The organism is Accumulibacter sp., assembly GCF_032229525.1.
Classification (GTDB): Bacteria; Pseudomonadota; Gammaproteobacteria; order Burkholderiales; family Rhodocyclaceae; genus Accumulibacter.
The window spans coordinates 1-15,693 of sequence record NZ_JAVTWB010000077.1 but is presented as its reverse complement, the minus strand read 5'-3'; the positions used below and the strand labels follow the sequence as shown (position 1 = coordinate 15,693).

Below are 15,693 nucleotides of genomic sequence, written 5' to 3'. Positions count from 1 at the left end.
GGTAATCGCTTCCTCGTCCAGGTCGGTGCTGTAGATCTGGACCTTGAGGGCTTGCGGCGCCTGGTCCATGCACTCGCGGATCAGCATGGCAATGGAGTAGGCTTCCTCGCCGGTCGCGCAGCCCGCCACCCAAACGCGCAGCACGTTGTTTGCCGGCTTGTCGGCCAGCAGTTTCGGAATGATTTCCTGTCCCAGAACCCCGAAGGCCTCCGGATCGCGAAAGAAGCTGGTGACGTTGACCAGCAAGTCCTTGAACAGCGCCTGACTCTCGGCAGGATGTTCCCGGAGATAACTGACGTACGCGTCAACACTGGTCAGTTCGTGCTGCACCATCCGCCGTGCGATACGGCGGCCGATGGTGCCTTTTTTGTAGAGCGAGAAATCGTGGCCGGTGGCTGAAAGGAGCAGGGTCAGCACGGCGCTGGTATCGTCGGCAGCGGTTTCGGGCGTGGGAGTTGCGTCCGCCGTTGCCTGTACCTCGCCGCCGGCAGCGAGCTGACGCGCGCTGGCCAGTAGCATGGTCGGCATGTCTTCGACCGGCAAGACATGGCTGGCATAGCCGGTCCGGATGACGCTCTCCGGCATTCCAGGGAACTTCGCCGAGGCCGGCGCCTGGGCAAAGGTGATGCCACCGGCGCCGTGGACGGCGCGCAGTCCCAGGGTGCCGTCGCTGCCGGTGCCGGAAAGGATGATGCCGATCGCGTTCTCGCCCTGGTCGTTGGCCAGCGAGCGCAAAAACGTGTCGATCGGCATACGCTGACCACGCGGCAACCCGGGTGGGGAGACGTGCAGGGTGCCGTTGCAGAGGGTCATCTCCCGGTTGGGCGGCATGACATAAACCGTATTCGGGGCCGTCGCCATCTGGTCTTCGGCCTCCAGCACCGGCATCGCCGTGCAACGTTGCAGGATCTCGGAGAGCAGGCTCGCGTGGCCGGGGTCAAGGTGTTGCACCAGCACGAAGGCGAGACCGCTGTCCGCTGGCAAATGGCGAAAAAATGTCTCGTAGGCTTCCAGTCCGCCGGCGGAGGCGCCGATGCCGACGACGGTCGGGCCAGCCGGTGAGGTCGGTGCGGGAGCAGGGGGGGTGGCGGTGGCCGCCTCCGACTGGTCTTGATCCGTGGCAGGCTTGTCGGTCGTCATGCTGGTCCTTTCGGCGCCCTGATGGCGCTCCCGTCTCGGGGGTGTTTCTGGCCGTGCCTTGGCTCCGCAAGACCTTGGCTGTTCCTGGTTTACTGGCGCTCTTGCGTGCTACTGCGCTGCTGGTTCGCCCTGCTTGACCGGCAACCAGATCCTGAAGCGCGTCCCCTCTCCGATAACCGAAGCGAGTTCGATGCGCCCGTGGTGCTTTTGCACGATGTTATACGATACCGACATCCCGAGTCCGGTTCCCTTGCCCACCGGCTTGGTGGTGAAGAAGGGTTCGAAAATCCGTTTCTGGACATCCTCGCTCATCCCCTGTCCGGTGTCTTTGACCTCGACCCAGACCATGTCGTCCTGATGGCCGGTGGACAGGGTGATGGTGCCCATGCCCCGGCTTTCATCAAGCGACTGGACGGCATTCACGATCAGGTTCATGAACACCTGATTGAGCTGTGCGGCCAGGCACTCGACCGCCGGGAGCTGGCCGTAGTTCTTGTCGACGGTGGCTTTGTACTTGACTTCGTTCCACACCACGTTGAGGGTGGAATCCAGGCCGGCGTTGAGATCGGCGTGCTGCCAGTCCGCCTCATCGACGTGCGAGAAGTCTTTCAGGTCCTCGACGATCTTCTTGATCCGGAACAGGCCGTCCTCGCTTTCCTTGATCAGATCCGGCAGGTCTTCCTGCAGGAAGTCGAGGTCCAGTGCCCGCTTGATGGCGGTGATCTCGGCCAGAATCTCCGGGTCGTCGATCCGTGCTTCCGCCGGTTGGTAGGCGGCGATCAGTTTCAGCATCTGCTCGCAGTATTTCTTCAGCGTCTGCAGGTTGGAATTGACGAAACCGACCGGGTTGTTGATCTCGTGTGCAATACCGGCGGCAAGCTGGCCGATCGAGGCCATTTTCTCCGACTGCAGCAGCTGGTTCTGCGCGGTCTCCAGCTTGGCGATCAGTTGCCGCTGCGCGTCCTTCTCCTGGTTCAGGGCGGCAATGGCGTCGTGCAGACCAAGCTGTGCCATCGCGGTGTCGGTGTAATCGAAGATCGTGCCGCAAACCAGCGTGACCTCGCCGCCAGACGTTCGCAACGGCAGGAAGGTGACGTTCTGGCGCATCGCGTCCAGGCCACCGGTAAGCGGCCGGTTGTGGGGGAAGCGGAACAGGTAGGGCCGCAGCTCCCACAAGGTGAAGGCGTTGTTGCCGAGAACGAAAACGCTCTCCAGTTTCTTCTCCAGCCACGGGCGCGGTAACTCGGGAAACATGGCGAAGAGGTTCTGTCCCAGCATGTTGGCGCTCGATTTGCCGCTATGGACCGCCATGAAGCGGTTCCAGAGTGCCACGCTGCCGGCACGATCGACGGCGAAGATACCGACGTCAATCCGCTCGACCAGGGACTGAAGCAGGGCGACCGACGCGGCGGAGGGGGCTGAGGAGTTCACTCAGAGCTCCTCGATGAAGCGGTCAAGTGCCAGTCGCAGGGCGGTGATCGCGTCTTCCGGCATCAGCATCACCAGATGACAGCGGAACACGCGCTTCTCCAGCCCGAAGCGCACTTCCACCAGCAGCGCGCAGCGCGCGGCAATGGCGTCCGCCTGCAACAGTTTGCTGGTCGCGACCTGGTCGGCGAGCAGCGACGGCGCCGAAAAACCGATCTCGGCGCGCAGCAGCTCGGCAATGCCGCCGAGGCAGGCGCCCACCAGCACGTTGCTGATATCGAGCAACAGCTCGCGGCTGGCCGGAGCATCGAGTGCGTCGCCGTAGGAAAGCAGGTCGGCGAGGTCGCTTGCCGAATGCTCGGCGAAGATGACGATCGCCTCGCCACGCAATTCGCCGAGGAAAGCCTGACGCACCGCCGAGGCGACGCCGTCGCCCGCCAGCGCCGCCAACGTCGCCGGAATCTCGGCGGCGTCCACAGCTCTGATCTGCGGCACCGAGAGTTCGACGAAGGTGCCGAGCACCTGGGCAATCGACGCGCCAGCCTGCCCCATGCCGATGTTTGCGATTTCCTGCAAGGCGTCGCGCTGGTCGCTGTTGATGATTTCCATGCTCATAGCACCAGCCCGTATTCCATGAGTACCGCCTTGACCCGGGCGGGATCTACCGGCTTCTTGATGAAGGCGATGGCGCCCATCGAACGGACACGCGCCTGCGCCGCGTCCTGGATATCCGCCGAAACGACGATCACCAGACAGTTGAGGTCTTCTCGACGAAGTGCTTCGAGCACCTGGTAGCCGTCCATGTCGGGCATGTTCAGATCGAGAAAGATCACATCGAGTCCGCCCTGCCGGTAGGCCGACAAGGCTTCGATGCCATTCGCCGCTTGCGTGATGGTGATGTCCCAATCCGGTGGCAGCGCTCGAATCAGCATCTTGCGCGCCATCGGCGAATCATCGACAACCAGAACCGAAACCGACATCTCATCCTCCTCTTGTTATTTGACTGCTTCCGTGTCCGCCTGCCTGACCGGCACCCAGACCTTGAATCGAGTACCCTCTCCCGGCGCCGAGCTGAGCTCGATGCGACCATTGTGCTTGTGCACAATGTTGTAGGAAAGGGACATCCCTAGTCCGGTTCCCTTGCCCACCGGCTTGGTGGTGTAGAACGGTTCGAATACCCGCCGCTGCACTTCCTCGGTCATGCCGCGACCGGTGTCCTTCACTTCCACCCACACCCAGCCGTCCTGATGGCCGGTGGACAGGGTGATCGTTCCCATTCCCTTGCTGTCATCAATGGCCTGCGCGGCATTGATGATCAGGTTCATGAACACCTGATTGAGCTGCGCCGCCAGGCACTCGACCGGAGGAATCGTGCCGTAGTGTTTGTCGACCCGCGCCTTGTACTTGACCTCGTTCCATACCACGTTGAGGGTGGACTCCAGGCCGGCGTTGAGATCGGCGTGCTGCCACTCCGCTTCGCTGACGTGCGAGAAGTCTTTCAGGTCCAGGACGATCTTCTTCACCCGGTGCAGGCCGTCCTCGCTTTCCTTGAGCAGGGCCGGCAAATCCTGCTGGAGGAATTCGAGGTCCAACACATCCTTCAGGTCGGCAATCCTGGCCAGCGTGTCGACATCGCCGATCCTTGGCTCGGCCGCCTGGTAGGCCGCGATCAGTTGCAGCATCTGTTCGCTGTAGGTCTTGAGCGTTTGCAGATTGGAGCTGACGAAGCCGATCGGGTTGTTGATCTCGTGCGCCACACCGGCGGCGAGCTGGCCGATCGACGCCATCTTCTCCGATTGCAGCAGCTGATTCTGGGCTTCTTCGAGGCGCTGATTGAGCAATTTCAGCTCGGCGAAGTTGTCTTCCAGCTCCTTTGCCGCACGACGACTCTCGGTCACGTCGACGCCGAAGGAAAGGAGCATCTTGATTTCGCTGTTTTCACGCATGACCTGTGAGCTCCAGCTTACGAGCCGCAGCGATCCGTCGCGGATGACGATCGCGTTCTCCGGCTGGTGATGGATCGCCTCGCCGCTCTGCAGGGCATGGTCGATGGCGGTGCCATCCTCGTCCCGGCCCTCGGGCGTGGCGAAGACCTCAACCCAGCGCTTGCCGATCACGTCATCGCGCGCATAGCCGGTCAATCGTTCGGCGTGGTCGTTGAACAGGGTAATCTCGCCGGAGCGCCCAAGGCCGATGATCAAGCTCGGTGCCAGGCGGACGACCTCTTCTGACCACGTTTTTTCCCGAAGTAGGGCATCGGCCGCCAGCTTGCGCTCGGTAATGTCGCGCAGCAGGCCGATGGCGTGGAGCTTGCCCCGCAGCATGGTCGATGACAAGGACAAATCCACCGGAATTTCGTCACCGGCGCGATTCAGTGCCACCATTTCCGCTGTACCGCCGAGTATCTTGCCGGGCTGGCCTTGCTGGAAACGCTTGTAGCCGACCAGGTGCGCGGCACGAAAGCGTTCCGGCAAGAGGAAATCGGAGAGCTGCTGGCCCAGGGCTTCGGCACTGGTCCAGCCAAAGATGCGCTCGGCCGCCGGGTTCCAGTAAGACACCTCGCCTGCGTCGTTGACCATCACCACGGCGTCCTGGGCCGAGTCGGTGATGGTGCGAATGGTGTGTTCCCGTTCCTGCAGGTCGGCGTAGGATTGCTGCAATTCCCGGGTGCGCTCGCCGACCAGCGCCTCGAGTTCTTCGTTGCTGCGCCGCAGGGTCTGCTCGGCGGCAAGTAAGTCGGAGATGTCGACCGCCGAACCGACGATGCCGAGGAAAGTGCCATCGACGCCGTGACGCGGCAGGATGTGCACCCGGAGATGGCGATACTCGCCGTCGACCCGGCGGAAACGGAAGACCTGTTCGACGCCGCTTTTCTGTGCTTTCACCAGCTCGATCAGGGTCAGCGCGTCGGCTCGCTGGTCGGGGTGAATGCCCTGGGTCCACTCATCGCGCGCCTGCTCGCCGGCCGATCTCCCGGCAAACGCTACCCAGGCGCGGTTGTAGTAGCTCTCGCCATGGGTGCTGCTGCTCATCCAGATCATCACCGGTGCGCTGTCGGCCAGCGAGCGGAAGCGTTGTTCGCTCTCGCGGCGGCTCGCGTCGGCCAGATCGCGGGCGCGGACAGCTTCCTCGAGCGCGGTGATCTTCTCTTCCATCGCTTGCGTATGCGCATCGCCCATCGTTTTCAGGGAGCGGAAGTAGTCGACCTGCTCGCGCAGCTGTTGCGGCGTGATCTGCAGTTCGGCGACCTGGCTGGCCAGGGCGGCCTGCAGTGCGGCGGTGTCAGCGTCGTTCAGGCGCAGGTTTTCGCTGGCCGCCTTGCGCGCCATGGCTGCGCCGATTGCGCCTGCCAGCGTCCGCTCCGCCCGGGTGGTCAGTTCGAGATACTCCGCCCCGGAAAGGCTGTTCTCTCCCTCGGCAAATGCACCCTGCTGCACCCGTTCGATCGCCAGCGTCGCTTCGTCTCTGGGCAGATAGCGCGAAAAGAGGTTGTCGATCTGCTCGCGTACCGTCGCGTAAGCAATGCGCAGCGTGCCGGCACTGTCGCTTTCGCGTCTCTGCTGTCGCTCAAACGGCGCCCTGAAGTCGTGGGCTATCGCCGCTTCGTCGCTGCTCTGCTGGCCGAGCAGCGAGCCGACGACGTAGCCGGAGACGTTGAACAGCAGCGACCAAAAAGCGGTGTTGGCGTACGGCGACCCCAGATCGAGGCCGAACAGTGCTTGCGGCCGCAGGAATTCGATCGCCCAGGGTCCGGAGGCCAACCATTGCGCATCGCCGAAGCCACTGCGTACAACGGCGGGCAACAGCAGCGTGTAAGCCCAGGTCGCCCAGCCCAGCGCCAGCCCCCACCAGGCGCCACGCTTGTTGCCACCGGTCCAGTAGAGACCGCCAATTCCTACGGGAACGAACTGCAGCACCGCGGCGAACGAGATCAGGCCCATCTGGATCAGCAGGTAGCTGTCCTCCAGACCTGCCTGAAAAAGGTGCGCTGCGGTGAGCATGAGAGCGACCAACAGCCAGCGGATCGGCAGCAGGCCGCCGCGCAGATGTTCGCCGATCAGGCCCCGGTCGATCAGCGGCAGGACGATGTGGTTGGAGAACATGACCGCCATCGTCGTGCAGGCGACCATCACCATGCCGAGCGCCGCGGAGAATCCGCCGAGAAACGCGAGCAGGGTCAGGGCCGGGCCGCCGCGGTCGAACGGTAGTCGAATCACGAACCAGTCGGCCTCGGCGAGTGGGTAGCCGAGCAGCAGACCACCGACCGCGATGGGCAGCACGAAGAAGGACATCAATAGCAGGTAGAGCGGAAAGACCCACATCGCGGTCGTCAGATGGCGCTCGTCCTGATTACCGACGATCATCACGTGAAACATCCGCGGCAGGAAGACGATCGCCGCCATCGACATCACCAGGTAAGTCATCCAGGTCACATAGCTGTTTCCGGCCAGCGGCGCGTCGACAAAGCGCTGTCGTAGCGCGGGGTCGGCGTCCAGGCGCGCCAGGAGGTCGGCAAAGCCGTCGAACAAGCCCCAGGTGACAAAGGCGCCGACGGCGACGAAGGCCACCAGCTTGATCATCGATTCGACGGCCAGCACCGCCATCAACCCATGCTGGCGTTCGCGCGTATCCACCCGGCGCAAACCGAAGACGCCGGTCAGGACGCAGACCAGGGCAACGATCAGTTCGTCCAGAAAGCGCCACAGTCCGATCTGGTTATAGGCGTGATCGAGCCCCGAGATGACCGCGAAGGATTCCGACAGTGCCCGCAGTTGCAGGCCGACATAGGGCACCATGCCGATCAGCAGCACCAGCGTGATGAAGGCGCCCATGCTGATCGAATGGCCGTGACGCTGCGTGATCAGGTCCACCACGCTGGAGAAGCGGTAGCGGTGGCGCAGGCGGATCATGCGTCGCACCACTACCCACGAGCCGAGCATGACCAGGGTCGGGCCGAGATAGATAGTGGCGTAGAGCATGCCGCTGTTGGCCGCGCTGCCGACGCTGCCGAAATAGGTCCACGAGGTGCAGTAGACGGTCAGCGAAAGGGCGTAGAGCCAACCCTGGCCGACCACCCGGTGACCCTGGGCTGCCCGGCGTTCGGCCCAGGCGCCGGCGGCGAGGAGAGTGGCGATGTAGGCGACGATCGCTGCCAGCAGCCAGAACGGCGAAAAGCTGCCGTGCTGGGTAATCATCGCTCGTCCTCGGGCTCATCGCCGCTCGTCGCCGGTGGCAGGCTGCGACGCAGGCTTCGGGAAACGGCAAAGATGAGGCCGACCAACACGCCCCAGATCACGAAGACGTAGAGAAACATGGCGATCGCGCCGCGTGCCCCGGAAATCTGGATCAGTGGCCACCCGACGAGGAAGGCGCCGACCCAAACCAGCGCGATCTGCAGCCGTGGGTCGGCGAGCGGATGCGCCTTTCGCTGGCGGGTGCTGGCGGTGCTGGTCGTCATTCGGGCAGGCTCACGGTGACCGTGGTGCCAACTTCGGGAATGCTGGCGAACTCGATTTCGCCGCCGTGGGCACGCACGATATCGCGCGCCACCGTCAATCCCAGGCCCGTTCCCTTGCCCACCGGCCGGGTGGTGAAGAAGGGGTCGAAGACCCTTGACAGGACCTGTGGTTCGATGCCGACGCCGTTGTCCCGCACTTCGATGACCGTCTGCTGGCCATCGGAGCGGCTGCAGACCCGCAGCTCGCCATCCGCCCCCTTCTTTTCTATCGCCTGCACGGCGTTGGTGAGTACCGCCAGGAACGCTTGCGCCAGATGTCCGGGCAGACAAAGGAGCGGTTTCAGAACGCCCAGCTCGCAGATCAGCGCAGCGCCAGGAGGCAGTTGCTTTTCGGCCATCCTGCACGCCGTGCCGAGCAGTCCGTTGACATCGACGACGTCCTCCTCCGGTTGGTCGACGTTGGAAAAACCCTTGAGATCTCTGACGATGCGGGCTACCCGGTCGACACCCGCGATGCTGTCGCGCAGCAGCTCGGAAAAATCCTCGAGGGTGAAATCGGTATCGCCCTCCGCCAGGATCGCTTCGCCACCCGGCAGCGCCTTGACCGCGCTAGCCAGCTGGCGAAGCTTGTCGAGATAAGTCTGCGCGGTGCCCAGGTTGCTGCGTACGAAACCGATCGGATTGTTGATCTCGTGCGCCACGCCGGCTGCCAGCTCGCTGACGGAGGCCAGGCGCTCGGCCTGATAGGCCTGGCGCTGGCGCTCGTCGAGTAGTTTCACCTGGTCGGCAATGCGTTCGTCGACCTGTTCGCCAAGAGCCTGGTGTTGCGCCGTGGTCAGCAGCAGTTGACTGAGCAGGCTGGCGGCGGCGCGCAGCCTTGGCGTGGCTTGCGGTGCTTGCAGATAGCCGACCGCTTCGAGCCCGAGGGTCAGTTCGACGCGCGCGTCGGCCGGCAAGCCCGGGGTGCCAGCGATCACCGTGCCGGCCAGATCCTGGATCGCCACCGGGCCGTCGAGGAGCAGGGCCAGCCAACGGCAGAGGCTTTCGATTTCCGTCGGTGGCAACAAGGTCGCCAAGGAGGAATCCTGACTAGCGGCATTCCGTGTCTTGTCCAACAGCGGTTCCATGGTTTCGGTCGCCAGAGCCGCTTGAACCGGACGGTGCGCATCGGCGAGCGGCGTTGCAGGGATCCAGGCCGACCCTTGTCGCAGGTCGACCATCTCTGCCAACGATACGCGCTTATGGCTGGTCCGTGCGCCTTTCCGGGGCGCGACGAAAGTGACGGCGGTGCTTGGCGATGTCAGGCCTCGCCGGCACGGTGCAGAGGCGGCAAGCGCGACGGTGAGCAGGTTGTCGTCGAGCTGGCCGGAAACCGATGTGGGCTCGAAGTCATGGATCGGGGAAATGGTTTCAGTCGCCCTTCAGGGCCTCCGGGTCGAGCATCACCGAACCATCCGGCCCCCAGTGCACCCGCGTGATGCCGGGCTCGAGCGCTTCCAGACGCTTGCGCTCGTAGTCTTCCGCACTGAGGCTGCCTTTTTTGAGCCTGGCTTCATCGGCGATTTGCTGCGTTTCGTTCTGCAACTCCTGCAACGCCAGCGCTTGCGCGATGGTCGTCACCAGATCGTAGTCATTCCACGGTTTGGCGATGAAGCGCATGATCCCGGCGTCATTGATCGCGGCGATCAGACCATTGAGGTCGGTGTAGCCGGAGAGGATCAGGCGCGCAGCGTTGGGTTGCAGCTCACGAAACTCCTTGAGAAAAGCGACGCCGTCCATGCCGGGCATGCGGAAATCGGAAAGCACCAGGTCATAGGGGGTCTCGAAGGCGTTTTCAAGTGCCTGTGCGGGATCGCTGTAGGCATCGACGGTCAGCGGAAAGACCTTGCCTCCCGCCGTACAAGGCGTTATCGCCAGCAGTCGGCGCAGGGACTTGAGAATGCTTTCCTCGTCATCGACGATCAGAATGCGGGCCATGTCTGGGTTCCTCCTCGAAGCTAACGCGGGGTGGCGTTCGGTTTGACGTGCAGCACCAGGGAGAGGGCTTCCCGCCGGGCGTAGGACTGGATCTCGCGTACCAGATTGGCGTCCAGCACGTAGTCGGCGGCCAGCAGCAGGGCGCCGTCACGCGCCAGCAGGTCGCGGGCGAGGATCATGCCGGCCCTGATCTGCGTCACCGGCACCTCGCGCGACTGCCCGGGCTCTTCCCGCGGCGCGCCGAGAAGCTCGACCAGGGCGTCGATTACCGTCGGACAGTAGCGCTTGCCCCGGGATTTCACCAGCAGGGTCTTGGCGTCCTCGGCGTTGAATCGATTGTCCGAGAGGGTGCCGATCTGCAATCCGTCATAGTCGTTGGCGACCGCCAGGATGCGGGCGCCGACCGGTATGGCGAGGCCCACCGTACCTTCCGGAAAACCCTGCCCGTCAAAGCGTTCGTGGTGCGCGCGGATGAGGTCGGCGGCCGCCTTGAGGTCGGCCAGCGGCATCAGCGCGCTGGCGCCGGCAACGCTGTGTTTGCGGTAACGGCCCGACTCCTCGCTGGTCATCTTGGGCACCGATTTGGCGAGCATCGCATCGGAGAAGCCGATCTTGCCGATGTCGTGCAGGAGCCCGGCGATGAAGATATCCTGTTGCGCTTTCGCATCCACGCCGAGGTGGATGGCCAGCTTGCGCGACAGATCGGCGACGCGGCGGGCGTGCCCCCCGGCCGAGCCTTCGCGTAGTTCCATCAGACCCGAGAAGACCTTGATCGAAACCAGAAAACTCTGCTTGAGCGTGTCGTTGGCCAGATTGAGGAAGCCGTTGACCTGTTCGAGCTCGATGGTCCGTTCCTTGACTCTTGCCTCGAGGCCCGCATTGAGCGACTTGAGTTCTTCGTTCTGCGTCTGGGTCAAGGCCAGCAGGCGGATGTTCTCGCTCTGCAGGCGCTGCCATTCCAGGGCGTCGCGGACAGTCAGCACGATGTCGTTGTCGTCCCAGGGCTTGGAAATGTAACGGTAGATCGCGCCCTTGTTGATCGCATTGACGGTCGCGGTGATGTCGGCGTAGCCGGTAAGCAGGATGCGGACGACGCGCGGCCAGTCGGCGCGGACTTTTTCAAGGAACTGGGCGCCGTCCATTTCCGGCATGCGCATGTCGGAAATCACCAGGTCGACGCTTTCCTGCCGGAGAATCTCGAGCCCCCCGGCACCGCTTTCGGAGGTCAGGATACGATAACCGCAGGGACGGAACAGCCGGCGCAAGGCGCTGAGGATCGACGGTTCGTCATCCACCAGGAGCAGCGTTAGCGGGGTTTCTGGCGAAATCTCTTCAGTCATTTTCTCGCGCCATAGGTTTCGGGTTTGCCATCGGCCGGCAGGGCAGGGGGAGCCCAGAGGCGATGCCGTCGCCCACCGGCACCATGCAAGCGCGGAATCGTGAAGCGAGTTCACAGAATCTTCGCTGGCAGTCTGCCCTGTCTTCGCCTCAAGATCACACTCTACCGCATTCCACGCAAGCTTGAATGTCCGACCCTTGTCGTGAAGCGGTGTTTGTCTCGAGCGGCCTGCAGCTTGTCTTCTGCGCCGGTGCACGCCTGCAGGCCGGGAAGCTGGTCAAGGCAGCCGCGCTGGTGATGGAGTTTTTGCTTTGTCAGCTTGCAGCTGAGGGAGTATCGTTCGCTTCATCGACTTCGCGGGATGCTTGGCATGGGTGATGCAGAGTACGTGGCACCGGAAAATCTTGCTGTTGGCATGTTCGTGATTCTCGAACTGTCCTGGCTGAAGCATCCTTTCAGTTTCAACAGCTTCGTCGTTCAGAACGAGGAAGAACTGGCGACCCTGCGCAGTCTGGGCCTGAAAAAGATCCGGATCGACCGTTCGCGCAGCCAGCTGGTCAGCGCTGCCGCTACGGTTGCCGCGCCCGCCGCGCCTGCCGATGTCGCCGCGCCCGCCGCGCCTGCCGAGGTCGCCGAGGTCGCCGAGGTTGCCGAGGTTGCCGCGCCCGTCGAGTCGCCAGCGCAACTTGAAGGCACGTCCGATACCGCGCCGGCAGTGAGCATGGCGGACGAGAAAACCTTGCGCATGGAACAAAGCCGGGCCCTGCGCGCCAGTATTGCCAGGGCGGAAAAGCAGGCGGCCAAGGCGGCGAAGACAGTTCGACACGCGACCACCAGCTTGCGCACAGAACCTGCCAAGGCGATCGGCATGGCCAACGATCTGGTCGCCGGGATCGCCGAATCGCTGCTCGGTAGCAGCGAAGTGATGGTCCATCTGCTCGGCGATCAGGGCGATGGTGACGCGGTGTACCATCACTCGCTCAGCGTCGCGGTGCTGGCGCTGATTCTCGGCAAGGCGATGGAACTGGATGCCGACACGCTGCAGACCGTTGGCGTGGCGGCCATTTTCCACGATATCGGTATGGCGGATGCGCCGTCAAACGTGCTGCACAAGAACGGGCCGCTGCCGCAGGCGGAGCAGGCCGCGATGCGCCAGCACTGCGAAATCGGTGCCAAGATGGCCCTGCGCTGCGGTTTGCCGGAAGCCGTCGTCGCCGCCATCCTGCAGCACCACGAGCGTCTGGATGGTAGCGGTTACCCGTATCGATTGACCGGCGATCAGATTGGCCAGGTGGCGCGGATCATCGCCATCACCAACCACTACGACCACCTGTGCAATCCCGCCAATGTCGCGGCTGCGCTGACGGCCTTCGAGGCGCTGTCTACGATGTTTGCCCGGCAGAAGAACTGGTTTGATATGGCGATGCTGGCCAAACTGATTCGCATCCTCGGCGTCTATCCGCCGGGCAGCATCGTGCAACTGTCCACTGGCGCGACGGCGATGGTGATTTCGGTCAATACGGCGCGGCCCTTGCAGCCGATGCTGCTGGTGTACGACGCGGTGATTCCGAAATCCGATGCGATCATCCTCGACCTCGAGAAAAGTCCCGAAATCAGCATCAGCAAGGCCTTGCGCACGGCGTCGCTGGCGCCCGCGGTGCACGAATACCTCAGCCCGAGGAAACGGGTAACGTACTATTTTGGCGAGGATGCCCGAACCGACTAGGGCGGCTGGCGTGTGCTGGCCGTTCAGCTTGCCGGTGGCAGCGAGACCGCAAAGCAGAAGATATGGCCAATCAGCTCGCCGCGCAGTATTTGTGGGTGGGCATGCCACAGGCAGGTTTCGCCGTTCTCGCGCAGGAAGTGGCCGTTGCTGCGGTTTCCCGGCGCCGAGAATGTTGCAAAAAGGGCTGCCGCGGTCTCCGCCGGGGTCGTCGCCTGTGCCGCGATCCAGTGCAGGATCGACTCCCCTCCGGTTGACGAAACCAGCTCTTCCGGCAGCGACCACATTTCGTTCAGGCGGCGATTGATGCGCGAGAGTTGGCGTGCGGCATCGAGGACCAGCAAGCCCTCCGAGGTAGCCTCCAGCACCGACGCCATTTCTTCATTCAGTCTCTCGAGCGACGACTCGATGGTCCGTTCGTGGCGAAGGTCGTGCGCCAATACCAGAACGTACTGGCACTGCCCGTCGGCGGCGTTCGAGGTCGACTTGCGTACCGGCACCAGGCTGCCGTCAGCGCGGATATATTCGGTTTCAACCGCATGCAGCGCCCGGAAACTGCCGGTGGATATTTCGTCCCAGTAGAAGTGGTCCAGCGGTAGAGCCTCGATGTCGCCGATCGCCTTGCCGGCCAGTGCCGTCGATGGGTAGCCGAGTAGGCTGCCCGCCGCCGCATTGGCAGCCGACACCACGCGTTTGTGGGCATCGACCAGCAGCAAGGCGTCCGGAATGGCATCGATGATCGCCCGGTTCAGTGTCGATACGCGCGCGTTCTCGCTCTTCAGTTCGTAGTGCGTGAAGGCGTCTGCGATCTGCGTGCGCAAGAGTTCGTCATCCCACGGTTTGGTCAGGAACTTGTAGATCGCCCCGCGGTTGATGGCGTCGGTGATCGAGTTCAGTTCGGTGTAACCGGAGAGCACGATGCGGATGGTATCGGGGTGCTGTTCCTTTACCTTGCTGAGGAATTGCGACCCGGTCATCACCGGCATCCGCTGGTCGGTGATGATCACGCCGACCGGTTCCCGGTCCAGGATGGCGAGCCCTTCCTCACCACTGGTCGCCAGATGAATGACATAGCCGTCGCGGCGCAGCATCCGCTGCAAGGAGCGCAAGATGCTCTCCTCGTCATCGACAAGCAACAGATGCCGGACGGGCTTGTTCAGCTGTTCAAAGCTCAAGTCCATGGTGAGCTCTCTTTCGATGATCGGGTGCGCCCTATTCTACGCATGACGCGCTGACTTGGTTTGTTTGTATTCAGCGCTGGGTTCGGCCAGCTGAGGTGCTGAAATGGTGCACCAAGCGCGCGCACGAAAGCGCTGGCGGAGCACTGTCCGGTGGCACGTCGCACCGGCTTGGTGGTCATGCTGCCGGTTTTGCGGCCCACTTCATGGATCGGGTTGGCTCGCCCTCTATTGGCCGGCGTTGCATCCACACAGCGCCTTGTGTAGCATCCGTGTCGCAGTTCGACGTCGGTGTCCAGCAGCCTGTCTTGCCAGCCATGGCAGCACCGAACCGCAAGCGCCAAACAGCGGAATTGCAGTGCGAAATCACGATTTTGAAGGCGCCTCCAAGGCGCTTACAAGACCAGGCCGCCGGCCTTGCCGGTAGTGTTTGACTTGCCGGGGATTCCATGGCCCGTCCCGAAAAATTTCGCCTTGGCGAAATTCTCGTCCAGCAGAATCTGCTGAGCCAGGAGCAATTGCAGCGCGCGCTGGATGAGCAGAAGAGAAGTGGCCGGAAGCTGGGGCGGGTGTTCGTCGACCAGGGCTTCGTTAGCGAAGAGCAGATATCCGAAGCGATCGCCCGGCAAATCAACGCCCCCTACATCAATCTCAAGTACTTCAATATCAAGCCGGCTACCGTGCGCCTGCTGCCGGAAACCCAGGCCCGCCGCTTCCGTGCGCTGGTCCTGGATGAACGTGACAATGCCGTGCGCGTCGGCTTTGCCGACCCGACCGATCTCTTTGCCTACGACGAAGTGGCGCGCATTCTCAAGCGCGACATCGATATCGCGGTGGTCACGGAAAGACAGTTGCTGGAAGCCGTCGATCGCATCTATCAGCGCACCGAGGAAATCAGCGGCCTGGCAAAAGAGCTGACGGCCGAGCTGGGCGAGGGAGTGGTCGATCTCGGCGCGCTGGCGCTGACCCCGGGGCTGGAGGAGGCGCCGGTCGTCAAGCTGCTGCAATCGGTGTTCGAGGCGGCCACCCAGGTGCGCGCTTCCGATATTCACATCGAGCCGCAGGAACGCTCGCTGGTGATTCGTTTTCGTATCGATGGTGTGATGCATGTGCAGACCGAAGCGGACATGAAGATCGCTTCGGCCCTGGTCTTGCGCCTGAAACTGATGTCGGGACTGGACATTTCGGAGAAACGCCTGCCTCAGGACGGACGCTTCAACGTCAAGGTCAAGGCGGAGGCGATCGACGTGCGCATCTCGACCATGCCGACGCAACACGGCGAGTCGGTCGTCATGCGTTTGCTCAACCAGGGCTCCGGCATGCTGCGGCTGGAGCACCTGGGCATGCCGCCGGGGATACTCGAACGCCTGCGCGAAGCCATTCATCGTTCCAGCGGCATGGTGCTGGTAACCGGTCCTACCGGTAGCGGCAAGACGACGACGCTGTACGC

At 63.1% G+C, this 15,693-nt stretch carries 12 protein-coding genes; 2 read left to right on the top strand and 10 right to left on the bottom strand.

Features of this window, described 5'->3' with window-relative positions; all coding sequences use genetic code 11:
* The 9 genes from RUW20_RS04800 to RUW20_RS04760 form a co-directional block, all read right to left on the bottom strand.
* The coding region (locus RUW20_RS04800) for a chemotaxis protein CheB (RefSeq protein ID WP_313951057.1) at positions 1–1,140 on the bottom strand (1,140 nt) is incomplete at its 3' end.
* Between the two features lie 108 nt (positions 1,141–1,248).
* Positions 1,249–2,571 carry an ATP-binding protein gene (locus RUW20_RS04795; RefSeq protein ID WP_313951056.1) on the bottom strand — a complete coding sequence of 441 codons (1,323 nt, stop codon included), beginning with the start codon at positions 2,569–2,571 and terminating at the stop codon, positions 1,249–1,251.
* Positions 2,572–3,177 carry a chemotaxis protein CheC gene (locus RUW20_RS04790; protein WP_313951055.1) on the bottom strand — a complete coding sequence of 202 codons (606 nt, stop codon included), beginning with the start codon at positions 3,175–3,177 and terminating at the stop codon, positions 2,572–2,574.
* A gap of 2 nt (positions 3,178–3,179) precedes the next feature.
* Complete coding sequence (locus RUW20_RS04785) at positions 3,180–3,548, bottom strand: response regulator (RefSeq protein WP_313951054.1); 369 nt, start codon at positions 3,546–3,548, stop codon at positions 3,180–3,182.
* A gap of 15 nt (positions 3,549–3,563) precedes the next feature.
* Positions 3,564–7,763 carry a PAS domain S-box protein gene (locus RUW20_RS04780; protein WP_313951053.1) on the bottom strand — a complete coding sequence of 1,400 codons (4,200 nt, stop codon included), beginning with the start codon at positions 7,761–7,763 and terminating at the stop codon, positions 3,564–3,566.
* Positions 7,760–8,026 (bottom strand): hypothetical protein, encoded by a 267-nt coding sequence (locus tag RUW20_RS04775; protein WP_313951052.1) that lies wholly within the window; start codon positions 8,024–8,026, stop codon positions 7,760–7,762. The genes RUW20_RS04780 and RUW20_RS04775 overlap by 4 nt, the downstream gene beginning before the upstream one ends.
* Complete coding sequence (locus RUW20_RS04770) at positions 8,023–9,153, bottom strand: sensor histidine kinase (RefSeq protein ID WP_313951051.1); 1,131 nt, start codon at positions 9,151–9,153, stop codon at positions 8,023–8,025. The genes RUW20_RS04775 and RUW20_RS04770 overlap by 4 nt, the downstream gene beginning before the upstream one ends.
* Positions 9,154–9,436: 283 nt before the next feature.
* Entirely contained in the window at positions 9,437–10,003 is a 567-nt protein-coding gene (locus tag RUW20_RS04765) for a response regulator (RefSeq protein WP_313951050.1), read from the bottom strand.
* 20 nt (positions 10,004–10,023) lie between these two features.
* Complete coding sequence (locus tag RUW20_RS04760; protein WP_313951049.1) at positions 10,024–11,343, bottom strand: HD domain-containing phosphohydrolase; 1,320 nt, start codon at positions 11,341–11,343, stop codon at positions 10,024–10,026.
* 369 nt (positions 11,344–11,712) lie between these two features.
* On the opposite strand from RUW20_RS04760, the gene RUW20_RS04755 reads away from it, so the two are divergent.
* Positions 11,713–13,068: an HD-GYP domain-containing protein gene (locus tag RUW20_RS04755; protein ID WP_313951048.1), complete on the top strand. Its 1,356-nt coding sequence runs from the start codon at positions 11,713–11,715 to the stop codon at positions 13,066–13,068.
* Positions 13,069–13,091: 23 nt separating this feature from the next.
* Here the strand turns inward: RUW20_RS04755 and RUW20_RS04750 are convergent, their stop codons facing one another.
* Complete coding sequence (locus tag RUW20_RS04750) at positions 13,092–14,246, bottom strand: response regulator (RefSeq protein ID WP_313951047.1); 1,155 nt, start codon at positions 14,244–14,246, stop codon at positions 13,092–13,094.
* A 446-nt stretch (positions 14,247–14,692) separates the two neighbouring features.
* On the opposite strand from RUW20_RS04750, the gene RUW20_RS04745 reads away from it, so the two are divergent.
* Positions 14,693–15,693 (top strand): ATPase, T2SS/T4P/T4SS family (locus RUW20_RS04745; protein WP_313951046.1); only part of this gene is annotated, 1,001 nt, incomplete at its 3' end.

Bases quoted from the DNA above. Each gene is read 5' to 3' on its own strand.
- RUW20_RS04775 (WP_313951052.1), bottom strand. From the start codon at position 8,026: ATGACGACCAGCACCGCCAGCACCCGCCAGCGAAAGGCGCATCCGCTC.
- RUW20_RS04770 (WP_313951051.1), bottom strand. From the start codon at position 9,153: ATGGAACCGCTGTTGGACAAGACACGGAATGCCGCTAGTCAGGATTCC.
- RUW20_RS04750 (WP_313951047.1), bottom strand. From the start codon at position 14,246: ATGGACTTGAGCTTTGAACAGCTGAACAAGCCCGTCCGGCATCTGTTG.
- RUW20_RS04765 (WP_313951050.1), bottom strand. From the start codon at position 10,003: ATGGCCCGCATTCTGATCGTCGATGACGAGGAAAGCATTCTCAAGTCC.
- RUW20_RS04790 (WP_313951055.1), bottom strand. From the start codon at position 3,177: ATGGAAATCATCAACAGCGACCAGCGCGACGCCTTGCAGGAAATCGCA.
- RUW20_RS04760 (WP_313951049.1), bottom strand. From the start codon at position 11,343: ATGACTGAAGAGATTTCGCCAGAAACCCCGCTAACGCTGCTCCTGGTG.
- RUW20_RS04780 (WP_313951053.1), bottom strand. From the start codon at position 7,763: ATGATTACCCAGCACGGCAGCTTTTCGCCGTTCTGGCTGCTGGCAGCG.
- RUW20_RS04785 (WP_313951054.1), bottom strand. From the start codon at position 3,548: ATGTCGGTTTCGGTTCTGGTTGTCGATGATTCGCCGATGGCGCGCAAG.
- RUW20_RS04755 (WP_313951048.1), top strand. From the start codon at position 11,713: ATGGGTGATGCAGAGTACGTGGCACCGGAAAATCTTGCTGTTGGCATG.